Origin of the sequence: Halobacillus massiliensis (genome assembly GCF_900166625.1) — a bacterium.
Classification (GTDB): domain Bacteria; phylum Bacillota; class Bacilli; order Bacillales; family Halobacillaceae; genus Halobacillus_A; species Halobacillus_A massiliensis.
In genome coordinates this window covers 2,362,762-2,375,751 of the sequence record NZ_LT800499.1, presented here as the reverse complement: position 1 = coordinate 2,375,751, position 12,990 = coordinate 2,362,762, and the positions used below count along the sequence as shown (strand labels likewise).

Sequence of the window (12,990 nt, the reverse complement as noted above, 5' to 3'; positions counted from 1 at the left end):
AAATGAACCAGCAATTTCATGCAACAACTATTTTTGCCGTACAGCATAACGGTCAGTGTGCGATGAGCGGCGACGGCCAGGTGACCCTTGGCAATCAAGTCGTTATGAAGCACAAAGCCGTTAAAGTGCGCCGCCTATTCAATGATAAAGTACTCGCCGGTTTTGCCGGTTCTGTAGCTGACGCCTTCACGTTATTTGAAAAATTCGAAGGAAAACTTGAAGCGTTTGATGGAAATCTTGCCAGAGCAGCAGTTGAATTAGCAAAAGAATGGCGCAGTGATCAAGTTTTAAGAAAGCTTGAAGCTATGCTTATAGTTATGAATAAAGACAAAATGTTTCTCGTCTCTGGAACTGGGGAAGTAATAGAACCGGATGATGGTATTCTCTCCATCGGATCTGGAGGAAATTATGCTCTCAGTGCAGGGCGTGCCTTAAAAAGGTATTCTCCTGATAAAACTGCTCCGGAAATTGCGAATGCTGCCCTGGAAATAGCGGGTGAAATCTGTGTGTTTACAAATAACCAAATTACTCTAGAGGTACTCGAATAAGGAGGATGCCTTCGTGTCTATTCAATTAACGCCTAAACAGATCGTTCAGCGTTTGGATCAATATATTATCGGACAGACAGATGCAAAACGTTCAGTAGCCGTAGCCTTACGGAACCGCTACCGGAGAATGCAGCTGACCGATGACTTAAAAAACGAAGTAGTACCTAAAAATATTTTGATGATAGGCCCTACGGGTGTAGGTAAAACAGAAGTAGCCCGTCGTCTGGCGAAGCTTGTAGGAGCCCCTTTTGTGAAAGTAGAGGCCACCAAGTTTACAGAAGTAGGGTATGTTGGCAGAGACGTCGAATCTATGGTCCGAGACTTAGTAGAAATGGCTGTTCGAATGGTGAAAGAAGAGAAGATGGAAGCCGTTAAGGAAAGAGCCGAGGATCAGGCGAATAAACGTCTCGTTAAGCTGCTTGTTCCTTCAAAGAAAAAACAAGCCAATAATATGAAAAATCCATTTGAAATGCTGTTCCAGCAGTCTGGTCAAACAGATACATCCAACGATGATCGGGAAGAGGATTCTGAAATTGAAACAAAACGGAGCAGGATCCGTCACCAGCTTGAATTGGGTGAGCTCGAAGATCGGATGGTAACAGTGGAGGTCGAGGAAAACCAGTCCTCTATGTTCGACATGCTGCAAGGTGCAGGTATGGAACAAATGGGGATGAATATGCAGGATGCCTTCAGCCAGTTTATGCCAAAGAAAAAGAAAAAACGTAAGCTGACAGTGAAAGATGCCCGTAAGGTTCTTACTCAGGAAGAAGCTCAGAAGCTGGTAGATATGGATGAAATCGGCCAGGAAGCTGTTGAAAAGGTGGAACAGTCCGGCATGATTTTCATTGATGAAATTGATAAAATTGCTGCAAAAGGCGAAAATCAGGGTAACGTTTCAAGAGAAGGGGTACAGCGCGATATCCTTCCAATTATTGAAGGATCCACTATCGTTACAAAACACGGCCCAGTCTCTACAGATCATATCCTGTTTATTGCAGCTGGTGCTTTTCATATGGCTAAACCTTCTGATCTAATCCCCGAACTGCAGGGACGCTTCCCGATCCGTGTAGAGCTTAACAAGCTGTCCATTGAAGATTTCAGAAGTATTTTGATCGAACCTTCCAATGCCCTTTTAAAACAATATAAAGCTTTATTGGAAACGGAAGGTATAAAGGTTGAATTTTCTGACGATGCTATTACAAGAATCGCAGAGATTGCTTATGAGGTTAATCAGGAAACTGACAATATCGGAGCGAGAAGATTACACACTATTTTAGAGAAACTGCTGGAAGATCTCTCGTTTGAAGCTCCTGACATTAAAATGGGAACCATTGAAATAACGCCTCAATATGTTGAAAGTAAATTATCTACTATTGTGAAAAACAAGGATTTAAGCAGATTTATACTGTAATTATTTAAAATTGTTAGGAGGAAGAAACATGGAATTACTAAACCGTGCAAGAAGAATTAATGCAATGTTGCAAAAAACTACAGGGAAGTCGGTGGACTTTAACGATATGTCTGCGACACTTCGCGATGTTATCGGAGCGAATACCTTCATACTGAGCCGTCGCGGGAAGCTTTTAGGTTTCGCTATCAAGCAGGAGATTGAAAATGATCGAATGCAGGCTATGATTTCTGAGCGTCAATTCCCACAGGAATATACTCAAAATCTGTTTAACATTCAGGAAACGACTCCAAACCTTGATATTGAAAGTGAATATACGGCATTTCCTGTGGAGAACAAGGAACTATTTGAAGAAGGCTTAACGACAATTGTTCCCATTATTGGTGGAGGACAGCGCTTAGGTACGCTAATTCTGAGTCGTCTAAATGAAAGTTTTAATGAAGATGACCTGCTTCTAGCTGAGTATGGCGCCACCGTTGTCGGCATGGAAATCCTTCATGAGAAGACGGAAGAAATCGAACAGGAAGCACGCAGCAAAGCGGTCGTGCAAATGGCAATTAGTTCTCTATCTTACAGTGAGTTGGAAGCCATTGAACACATTTTTGATGAATTAGAAGGTAACGAAGGCTTGCTCGTTGCAAGTAAAATTGCAGATCGCGTAGGGATTACAAGGTCTGTTATTGTAAATGCACTACGTAAGCTTGAAAGTGCTGGTGTCATCGAATCTCGTTCCCTTGGAATGAAAGGGACATATATTAAAGTTTTAAATAATAATTTCTTAGTTGAACTGCAGAAGCTGCGTTCGAACTAAGACTAAAGCAGCTCCTAAATGGAGCTGCTTTTTTATTTAAGTAATTTATAGTTATTTAGATCTAGTAAAAAACAATATTCAGCCAAACAAACCCTCTAATTTAACTATATTCTATACAATTAGTAGGGCTTTTTTTTATGTTTGTTAAATGTAATTCCTTTTCTGCAATTATTATGTAATAATGTTCTTTATAATAGTTATTTCGACAAATAGTATGTTTTACCGGTGTTATTTGATAAACAAAACAGGTGAATAGGATCAGTTTGAAAAGTTTATAGAGAATAATCCTCTGTTTATAGACATAAAGTCATCCTGAAAAATGCGTAGGAAATGCAGAAATTTGTTGAAGGGAGGTAACTATGAAACTGTTTAATGATACATTTACAACGCTTGAGCAATCATTAAATCTTTCAGCAAAAAGAAACCAGATGATTTCTGCCAATATTTCAAACACGGATACTCCGAATTATAAAGCCAAACAGGTCACCTTTCGGGAAGCACTAGATAGAGAAACCGGCAGTTTGGAAGCGAAAAAAACCCAGCCCAGGCATTTATCTTTTGAACAAAATGAATCTCTCTTCCGCATTACGTCAAGAGACAACACTACATACCATCACAATGGCAATAATGTTGATATTGATAAAGAAATGATCGATTTAGCTAAAAATCAAATTCAATATCAGGCACTGGTGGAAAGGTTAAGCGGGAAGTTTAACAGTCTGAAAGAAGTCATCAGGGGAGGGGGAAGTTAATTATGAGCATATTTCACTCTATGAATATTAGTGGCAGCGACTTGACAGCTCAAAGGCTGAGAATGGATATTGCTTCATCCAATATGGCTAATGCTCAAACGACAAGAGCTGTTTTAAATGAAGAAGGCGATTGGGAGCCATACCAGAGGAAAATGGCAGTTCTTCAGCCGCAGGAGTCCACCTTTCATTCAGTTTTTCAGGAAGCTGTTAAGGTGAACGGGGTGAAATCTGTGGAAATTACAAACGATGAATCTCCATTTAAGCAGCTGTATAATCCTGACCATCCAGATGCCAATGCAGCGGGAATGGTAGAAATGCCTAACGTGGATCCTTTAAAGGAAACGGTGGATATGATGAGTGCCACTAGATCCTATGAAGCTAATATAACGGCTTTAAATGCATCAAAGGGCATTCTTATGAAGGCGTTAGAGATTGGGAAATAAGGAGGGATAAAATTGGTTAAGGTTACTCAGCTTAATGCCATCCAGCCTAAAGTACAATACGAAAAATTTCAAACTCCTGCCAATGCTCATTCTCAATTTGCATCTGTATTAAATAATGCAATTGAGCAGCTGAACGAAACACAGAAAGTGTCAGACCAAATGACAAAAGCATTAGCGGCAGGGAAAGCAAATGATCTACATAACGTTATGATCGCTTCAGAAAAAGCAGGGGTAACTTTGCAGACGACGGTAGAGATTAGAAACAAATTGATCGATGCCTATAAAGAAATTATGCGTATACAGGTATAAAAAAACATAAACCTATAATCTTCTACATTAATTCGCTTGGATTGTGCATTTTTTGGGGGCAATTATGAAAGATAAAATAAATTTCTATGGTAATAAAGTAAAAATATTATGGAAAGAAAGATCAAAAAAACAGAAAAGTTTTCTTATTAGTGTAACAGCTGTTTTCATCCTTATTCTGTCTGCTGTCAGCTTGCTTTCTCCTAACTCCCATATGGTACAGCTTTATGAGGATTTATCTCTTTCTGAAGTAGGACAGGTAAAAGAGGAGCTTGATGCCCGGGGGATTACTTATGAAATCGGTGATGGAGGAACGACAATTTCAGTTCCGGACAGCCAGGCGGGCAGCATCAGGAATTCCAAATACGGGAAACATTGATTACGGATTCTTTAGTGGCAATATTTCGTGGGGAATGACAGACAATGAATTTGACGTCATCAAATTAGATGCCATGCAGACTGAGCTTGCGAACTTAATGAAGGGGATTTCAGGAATACAAGATGCGAAGGTTATGGTAAATATTCCAGAAGAAGAAGTATTTGTTTCTGAGACAAGTCAGGAGGCATCTGCTTCTATAGTGCTTCAAATAGAACCAGGTTATGATATTCAGCCAACACAGGTGGAAACACTATATAACTTAGTTTCAAAGTCTATTCCAAACCTCTCTAAGGATAATATCGTCATTATGGATCAAAACTTTAATTATTTTGACCAAAATTCTTCTGAACTTGCTCAAGGAACTGATTCTTATACATATCAAGCAAGTATAAAAGAAGAAATTGAACGAGATATTCAGCAGCGGGTCCAAAAAATGCTGGGTACGATGATTGGACATAATCGCGTAGTTGCATCAGTTACAGCAGATATAGATTTTACGCAGGAAAACCGTACAGAATCTCTTGTCGAGCCTTTCGACGAAGAGGAAATGGAAGGCCTTCCAATTAGTATAGAGCGTATAGAAGAAGCCTATGAGGGCGGTGTGCCTGTTGGAGGGGTAGCGGGGACAGGAGAAGAAGATGTTCCTGGCTACGAAGCGGTCGATGGTGATGGAGAGGGTAACTACGAAAGAACAAAGGAAACGATCAATAATGAATACAACCGAATACAGAAGGAAATTCAAGAATCTCCTTATAAAATACGCGACCTGGGGATTCAGGTGGCTGTAGATAATACAAAAGCCGAAGGTGAACAGATAGTAACTTTGACACAGCAGGAGCAAATGGATGTAGAAGAAGGAATTCAGTCGATCCTTTCCTCTATGATATCTACTTCTGTTGACCAGAGCTATGGTGAAATTGATGTGGTAGATAAAACATCCATTGTATTTCAGCCGTTTGAAGGTATAACTCCTTTTGAACAAAAATCTGCCGGCATACCAACTTGGATATTTGCGGCGGGAGGAGGCTTTTTCTTATTTGTAATCCTGCTGGTATGGCTGCTTCTAAGAAGAAAAAAAGAAGACAACTATGAACATGAAGAAATTTTTGAAGAACTTGTGTCAGCCACTTCTGAGAATGTAGCTGAGTTAAAAGAACAAGAGACAGAAGCCACGATAAGAAAAAAACAGCTTGAAACGAATGGCACGGGAGAAACCAGATGACTTTGCCAAGCTGTTACGTGCATGGATGGCGGAAGATTAGGAGGAGGTTATTTTGACTTTAAAACCGTACAGTTTAACAGGCATACAGAAAGCTGCATTGCTATTAATCTCTTTAGGACCTGATTCTGCAGCGCAAGTATTTAAGCATCTATCAGAAGAAGAAATCGAAAAATTAACATTAGAAATTTCGTCCGTACAAAAAGTAGATTCTAAGCAAAATAAAAATATTCTTGAACAATTTCATCAGTTAGCTATGGCTCAGGACTATATATCCCAGGGTGGAGTAGGTTATGCAAGAACAGTTCTTGAAAAAGCACTCGGTGAGTCTAAAACAGACCAGATCATTCATCGTCTGACATCTTCTTTGCAGGTGAAGCCGTTTGATTTCGCGAGAAAGGCTGATCCTCACCAGATTTTAAACTTCATACAGAATGAGCATCCTCAGACGATCGCCCTGGTTCTTTCCTATTTGGATGCTACCCAATCTGGCCAGATTTTATCTGAGCTTCCTCAAGAGCTGCAGGCAGATATAGCCCGGCGAATAGCTAAGATGGATTCCACTTCTCCTGAAATTATTAGTCAGGTAGAAAGTATTCTGGAAAAAAAGCTTTTAGCTACTGTAAATCAGGACTATACCGAAACAGGTGGTATTCAGTCAGTAGTAGAAGTTTTAAACGGGGTGGACCGCAGTACAGAGCGTACAATCCTTGACGCCCTTGAGATCCAGGATCCTGATCTGGCTGAGGAAATTAAGAAAAGGATGTTTGTCTTTGAGGATATTGTGATCCTGGATAACCGTGCCATTCAGCGTTTAATAAGAGAAGTTGATAATGATGATCTTCGTCTTTCGCTTAAAGTAGCGAGTGAAGAAGTAAAAGAATTAATTTTTAGCAATATGTCTGACAGAATGTCTGAAGTTTTTAAAGAAGAAATGGAGATTATGGGTCCAGTCCGTTTGAAAGATGTCATAGGAAGCCCAGACGCGCGTGGTCGGTTCGATTAGAAAACTCGAAGACATCGGTGAAATCGTAATCGCCCGTGGGGGAGGAGATGACATTATTGTCTAACACGTATGAGAGCCGGCGAATTACTCATCGTCAAATCTCTGTTAAGAACAATGAACAGCCTTCTATAGAAACAGAAGAACACCTCCTTCATGCAGAAGCCGCCGTAGATGATGCGAAGCAAAAAGCATTACTGTACATCCAACAGGCAGAAGAAGAAATTCAGCTGAAGAGGAATGAATGGGTACAGGAAGAGAAAAAAATCGACACGATTGAAGGTATAGATACAAAGGAGCCTGCCTTTGGCCTGCCTGCTAAATGGATAACTGAAGATATGAAAGATGAAGCTGAACTCTCAGGCTATACGGTAGTTGACCCTCCGAGTGTAGTATCCACACATATTACAGAAATGATGAAGCGTCACGCACATCAGCTGCTGGGACGGCAGGAAACCCAGCAGCTGATCGACCATTTAAAAGCATCTTATCCAATTCTTGTAGAGGAAGTAACGCCGGAACCCCTTTCTGTTGGAGAAGTACAGAAAGTGCTTTCTAAGCTGTTAAAAGAAGACGTATCTATTAAAAACCTTCCTGTTATTTTTGAGACACTGGCTGATTTTGGGAAAATGACAAATGATACAGACTTGCTGGTGGAATACGTTCGCCAGTCCCTTTCTGCCCAAATTACAAAGCAGTACATAAGTGAGGATCAAAACATCCGTGTTGTTACAGTGTCTGGTAAAGTGGAGAAACTGATTGCCGATCATATTCAACAGACAGAACACGGAAGTTATCTTTCATTAAACCCTGAAAGTCAGCAAGGCATTTTGAACAACGTATCACAGCAGATTGATCAAGCATCACTCCAGGTGGAAAAACCTGTAATTCTATGTTCCCCAGCTGTCCGCATGTATGTTAAACAACTGCTTGAAAGGTATTACCCGCAAGTTATCATCCTTTCATATAACGAGCTTGAGCCAACAGTAGAAGTAGAAAGTATAGGGGTGGTGAATATTTAATGGAAATAAAAAAATTCAAGGGGCCGTCAATGCATGAAGTCATGAAAGAAGTAAAGAAAGAATTGGGACAGGATGCCGTCATTTTAAACTCTAAAGAAGTTAAGCCTGGAGGGTTTTTCGGTATTTTTAAAAAGCGGATAATTGAAGTTATTGCAGTATGTGGTCCGGAATACAGCAAGGGAGAATAACCAATGGACACAACTCAATACTTAGACTTTTTTATTGTTGAAAGTAAGGAACACCTTCAATCGATGAATAAATCTTTTAATGAAATTAAAAAACAATTCAGGCAGTCGCCAGCTAAGCACTAAAATTTTCCGTTCAGCTAAGGGAATGGCTGGTTCAATGGGGTTCAATGAGCTCTCCCGTCTTCTGAGATTTCCGGCCGGGGCGTTGGTCTCAATGTTGTAAGAAATACGAATGAATCACTAGGTGGATCAAGGGAGTATGTTTTTAATGACACTGCCTTTGGAACGCTCTAGTTCATGAAAGGCGCGATGTCAGGGCCGCCTGGTATTTTAAAAAGGAGGGAGTCTTATGCACAGCTCAACAATATGTGAACAGGAACTGTGGACCCGCTGGATAGAAGAAGGCAATAGTGAGACTGCCAATGAACTTGTAAAACTATACGATTATTTAGTCTCTTTTCACGTCCAGCGTATCGCCGCACATCTTCCAAAAAACGTTACTGCAGAGGATGTAAGAAGTTTTGGTTTATTAGGATTGTATGATGCAATAAAGAAATTTGACTTATCTCGTGATTTGAAATTTGATACATATGCTTCATTTCGCATTAGAGGATCGATTATAGATGGTCTTAGAAAAGAGGACTGGCTTTCACGCTCTGCACGTGAAAAGGCAAAAAAGATAGACATTGTTTCAGAAAGACTTGAACAGAAGCTTCAGAGGCTGCCTTCTTCAGAGGAAATTGCTCATGAAATAGGAATGTCTCGTAATGAAGTGGAAGAAATAGTGAAGGATTCACTTTTCGCTAATATTTTATCTATGGAAGAAAAGGCGAAAGGAAATCATGAGGGACGAAAAGAAGGGATTGGTTACTCGATCCCTGATCAAAATACAAAAACCCCTTATGAATATGTTGAAAATAAAGAAAGCATCAATGAGCTCACACAGCATATAAAAAAGCTGAATGAGAAAGAACAACTGATAATAAGTTTATTTTACACTGAGGAATTGACGTTGACAGAAATTGGGGAAGTACTAGACCTGAGTACTTCAAGAATTTCACAGATTCATGCGAAGGCAATTTTTAAACTGCGAAGTTCATTACAAAATGTGGCGGACACTGTATAGTCAACCTTAGCGAGCGAGAGATAAACGTGATATACTTTATTTTGATTATCAGATTTATCATCCTTGGAATCTTAATTCTTTTCTCTATTATATTGTCTGCAAAATTAAGCATTTACAAGAGATGGAAAGCCCTTACCAGCAGGCTCTCAAAGAGATGATGAGCTGTTTTCCTATATTTGTAAGGATTTATAAAGAGAATCAAAAGTTAGGCGCTTCTCTTTCCCATAAAGGAGATCCGGTATAGAAGATCGTCAGGAATTTAGAGACAGAACAGACAGTAATTGAGCTCGTTTTAAAATTTGCTGAAAAAAATCATCCTTAAAACTTGATTGGCCTGGTCTATTATGGTATATTTACTGACGGTGTCAATACACACGTTTCTTAATCCTGCCTAAAGGTTGCTCTTTTAATAGAAGAGTTTTAGGCGAGAAATGATGGAAGCGGAGGATACTAAAAAAACCAAACAGGAGGACTTTTAAATGTCTGTAATTTCAATGAAACAGCTGCTTGAAGCTGGTGTGCATTTCGGACACCAAACTCGCCGCTGGAACCCGAAGATGAAAAAGTACATCTTCACAGAACGTAATGGTATTTATATCATCGACCTTCAGAAAACTGTGAAGAAGGTAGATGAAGCTTTCAATTATGTACGTCAGGTTGCTGAGGAAGGCGGAAACATTCTTTTCGTCGGTACTAAGAAGCAAGCTCAGGACACTGTGCGTGAAGAGGCTACCCGCTGTGGTATGTATTACATCAACCAGCGTTGGTTAGGTGGTACTCTTACAAACTTCCAAACGATCCGCAAGCGTATCAACCGCTTAAAAGACATTGAGCGTATGGAAGAAGACGGCACATTCGACGTACTTCCTAAGAAAGAAGTAGTTGACCTATTAAAAGAAAAAGATCGTCTTGTGAAATTCCTAGGCGGTATTAAAGAAATGACTTCTATTCCAGATGCGATGTTTGTTATTGACCCTCGTAAAGAGCGCATCGCGATTGCAGAAGCTCATAAATTAAATATTCCGGTAGTTGGAATTGTTGATACAAACTGTGACCCAGATGAAATTGACTATGTTATTCCAGCTAACGATGATGCTATTCGTGCGGTTAAACTTCTGACAGCTAAAATGGCTGACGCCGTTCTTGAAGCTAAGCAAGGTGAAGAGAACGAAGTAGCAGAAGAAGAAGTTCAAGCTAATGCTGAACAAGAAACAGAAGCCGTAGAAGAGTAATTAAGGACTCAAGAGGTGATAAGGGGGATATACCTTTTATCACCTTTTTTAAAGCAAGAATATTTAAGGAGGCTATAACATGGCTATTAATGCAAAAATGGTAAAAGAACTTCGTGAAAAAACCGGCGCAGGTATGATGGATTGTAAGAAAGCGCTGACTGAAACTGATGGTGACATGGATAAAGCAATTGACTGGTTACGTGAAAAAGGTATTTCCAAAGCTGCTAAAAAAGCAGACCGTATCGCTGCTGAAGGATCAGCTTATATCGCGGTAGAAGGAAATACGGCTGCTCTTCTGGAAGTAAACTGTGAAACTGACTTCGTAACAAAGAACGATCAGTTCAAGAACCTTCTTAATGTGATCGGCCAGCACCTAATCGCGAACAAGCCGGCGACTGTTGAAGAAGCTCTTGAACAGGAAGTAAGTGGAGAAGACCGTAAGCTTGGTGATTTCATTACAGATATCGTGGCTAAAATTGGTGAGAAAATCTCCCTTCGTCGTTTTGTAGTAAAAGAGAAAACGGATAACGATGCATTTGGTGCCTACATTCACATGGGTGGACGTATAGGTGTATTAACTGTTCTTGAAGGTTCTACAGATGAGACAGTTGCAAAAGACGTCGCTATGCACGTAGCTGCAGTAAATCCACGTTACGTTTCCCGTGACGAAATCCCTGAAGAAGAAGCTAATGCTGAGCGTGAAACTCTTAAGACTCAAGCTCTTAATGAAGGTAAGCCTGAAAACATCGTAGAAAAAATGGTGGAAGGCCGTCTAAACAAGTTCTTCCAGGAAATCTGCCTGCTTGAACAGGATTTTGTTAAAGATCCAGACCAAAAAGTTAAAAAATATGTAGCGTCTGCTGGCGGTGAAATCAAAGGTTTCGTGCGCTTTGAAGTAGGCGAAGGCATGCAGAAACGTGAAGAAAACTTTGCTGATGAAGTAATGAGCCAAGTTAAAAAATAAGACAGTACCTGAAAATAGGGAACACTTTGTGTTCCCTATTTTATAACCTGAGTATGCAGAGTAAGTAAACAGCGAGCTACATAAACTAAAAGAAACGTAGCTTAAATAAGGGATTGATGGAGGTTTCTATGAACACAGCGCGCTACAGACGGATTGTATTAAAATTGAGTGGGGAAGCGTTAAGCGGCCAAAATGGATTTGGAATTGAACCAAGAGTTATCCATTCGATCACTTCTCAAATAAAAGAAGTAGCCGAACTAGGAGTAGAAGTTGCTGTTGTAGTAGGCGGCGGCAACATTTGGAGAGGGAAAGTAGGCAGTGAAATGGGCATGGATCGCGCCAATGCCGACTATATGGGTATGCTGGCAACGGTCATGAACTCATTAGCACTGCAGGACAGCCTGGAAAATATCGGAATTCCAACTCGAGTGCAGACTTCAATTGAAATGAGACAGGTGGCCGAACCTTACATCAGAAGAAAAGCCATTCGCCACTTAGAGAAAAAGCGTGTCGTTATTTTTGCTGCCGGAACAGGAAACCCTTATTTTTCAACAGATACAACAGCTGCCTTAAGAGCGGCTGAAATCGAGGCTGACGTTATTCTTATGGCTAAAAATAATGTAGACGGTGTCTATACGGATGATCCTAAGGTGAACGTGGATGCGAAGAAATACGATCAAGTGTCTTATCTGGAAGTATTAAATGAAGGACTTGGCGTAATGGATTCCACAGCTTCTTCCTTATGTATGGACAACGATATCGATTTACTGGTATTCTCTATTACAGAAGAAGGTAATATTAAAAAAGCTGTAATGGGTGAAAATATTGGAACTATTGTAAGGGGGAAATAAGCATGTCTGAAGCTGTTATTAACGAAACTAGGCAACAAATGGAGCAGGCAGTCCAGGCTTTCTCACGCCAGCTGGCGACAGTCAGAGCAGGCCGTGCGAACCCGTCACTGCTTGACAATGTTTATGTTGATTATTATGGAGCTGCAACACCGTTAAACCAATTAGCGCAGGTTTCAGCACCAGAACCTCGTCTGTTAGTAATTACACCTTATGATAAATCAGCCATTTCTGAAGTTGAAAAAGCTATCCAAAAAGCTGATCTTGGGCTTTCACCTTCAAGTGATGGAAATATCGTAAGAATTAACATTCCTGCTTTAACTGAAGAGCGTCGTAAGGATCTTGTGAAGGTTGTCGGCAAATACTCAGAAGAAGCAAAAGTTCAAGTGAGAAATATACGCCGTGACTCTAATGACCAGCTGAAAAAGCTTGAGAAAGATGGAGAGCTTACAGAAGACGATCTTCGTTCTTACCAGGAAGATGTGCAAAAAGTTACCAATGAAAACATCGCTGAAATCGATAAGCTTGCCAAAGCAAAAGAAGCAGAAATGATGGAAGTGTAATAAAGCCTTTAAAGCCGCACTGTTGCTATTTGGCAGTGCGGCTTTAATTTTGCTATACTTTTTGGCAGCGGGCAGCCATATCTTAATTATTCTTCGCTATATTCTCTTAAAAAGAGAAAAAGCATGATGTAGGATAATAGTATATAATAAGATAATGGAGCCATAGGACTGGAGGATT

12 protein-coding genes and 3 pseudogenes are annotated in these 12,990 nt (G+C 40.2%); all 15 read left to right on the top strand.

The genetic code is table 11. The features are described from left to right. The first annotated feature begins 2 nt into the window (after positions 1-2). The 15 genes and pseudogenes from hslV (at position 3) to frr (ending at position 12,812) form a co-directional block, all read left to right on the top strand. The gene (hslV, locus tag B7E06_RS11835) at positions 3-548 is read left to right on the top strand and encodes an ATP-dependent protease subunit HslV (RefSeq protein WP_082234180.1); all 546 of its coding nucleotides are present in this window, start codon (positions 3-5) and stop codon (positions 546-548) included. 13 nt (positions 549-561) lie between these two features. Next, positions 562-1,959 (top strand): ATP-dependent protease ATPase subunit HslU, encoded by a 1,398-nt coding sequence (hslU, locus tag B7E06_RS11830; protein ID WP_082234179.1) that lies wholly within the window; start codon positions 562-564, stop codon positions 1,957-1,959. A 28-nt stretch (positions 1,960-1,987) separates the two neighbouring features. Further along, a complete protein-coding gene (gene codY / locus B7E06_RS11825) occupies positions 1,988-2,767 on the top strand; it encodes a GTP-sensing pleiotropic transcriptional regulator CodY (RefSeq protein WP_082234178.1) in 780 nt (259 codons plus the stop codon). A gap of 359 nt (positions 2,768-3,126) precedes the next feature. Next, positions 3,127-3,519 carry a flagellar basal body rod protein FlgB gene (flgB, locus tag B7E06_RS11820; RefSeq protein WP_082234177.1) on the top strand — a complete coding sequence of 131 codons (393 nt, stop codon included), beginning with the start codon at positions 3,127-3,129 and terminating at the stop codon, positions 3,517-3,519. Between the two features lie 2 nt (positions 3,520-3,521). Next, positions 3,522-3,962 carry a flagellar basal body rod protein FlgC gene (flgC, locus tag B7E06_RS11815; protein WP_082234176.1) on the top strand — a complete coding sequence of 147 codons (441 nt, stop codon included), beginning with the start codon at positions 3,522-3,524 and terminating at the stop codon, positions 3,960-3,962. Between the two features lie 12 nt (positions 3,963-3,974). Next, positions 3,975-4,271 carry a flagellar hook-basal body complex protein FliE gene (fliE, locus tag B7E06_RS11810; RefSeq protein ID WP_245807725.1) on the top strand — a complete coding sequence of 99 codons (297 nt, stop codon included), beginning with the start codon at positions 3,975-3,977 and terminating at the stop codon, positions 4,269-4,271. Between the two features lie 64 nt (positions 4,272-4,335). Beyond that, positions 4,336-5,909: pseudogene (gene fliF, locus B7E06_RS11805) on the top strand (flagellar basal-body MS-ring/collar protein FliF). 12 nt (positions 5,910-5,921) lie between these two features. Then, a pseudogene (gene fliG, locus B7E06_RS11800) lies at positions 5,922-6,936 on the top strand (flagellar motor switch protein FliG). Positions 6,937-7,084: 148 nt separating this feature from the next. After that, positions 7,085-7,891, top strand: a pseudogene (locus B7E06_RS11795) (FHIPEP family type III secretion protein); the annotation flags it as partial. Continuing rightward, the gene (locus B7E06_RS11790) at positions 7,891-8,079 is read left to right on the top strand and encodes a flagellar biosynthesis regulator FlhF (RefSeq protein WP_082234173.1); all 189 of its coding nucleotides are present in this window, start codon (positions 7,891-7,893) and stop codon (positions 8,077-8,079) included. The pseudogene B7E06_RS11795 and the gene B7E06_RS11790, both read left to right, overlap by 1 nt. 349 nt (positions 8,080-8,428) lie before the next feature. Next, positions 8,429-9,205 carry a FliA/WhiG family RNA polymerase sigma factor gene (locus B7E06_RS11785; RefSeq protein ID WP_082234172.1) on the top strand — a complete coding sequence of 259 codons (777 nt, stop codon included), beginning with the start codon at positions 8,429-8,431 and terminating at the stop codon, positions 9,203-9,205. A 479-nt stretch (positions 9,206-9,684) separates the two neighbouring features. Next, a complete protein-coding gene (gene rpsB / locus B7E06_RS11780; protein ID WP_082234171.1) occupies positions 9,685-10,437 on the top strand; it encodes a 30S ribosomal protein S2 in 753 nt (250 codons plus the stop codon). A 79-nt stretch (positions 10,438-10,516) separates the two neighbouring features. Continuing rightward, positions 10,517-11,401, top strand: a complete 885-nt coding sequence (gene tsf / locus B7E06_RS11775) for a translation elongation factor Ts (RefSeq protein ID WP_082234170.1) — start codon at positions 10,517-10,519, stop codon at positions 11,399-11,401. Positions 11,402-11,529: 128 nt separating this feature from the next. After that, positions 11,530-12,252: a UMP kinase gene (gene pyrH, locus B7E06_RS11770; RefSeq protein ID WP_082234169.1), complete on the top strand. Its 723-nt coding sequence runs from the start codon at positions 11,530-11,532 to the stop codon at positions 12,250-12,252. Between the two features lie 2 nt (positions 12,253-12,254). Then, the gene (gene frr / locus B7E06_RS11765) at positions 12,255-12,812 is read left to right on the top strand and encodes a ribosome recycling factor (protein ID WP_082234168.1); all 558 of its coding nucleotides are present in this window, start codon (positions 12,255-12,257) and stop codon (positions 12,810-12,812) included. Positions 12,813-12,990: the final 178 nt, after the last annotated feature.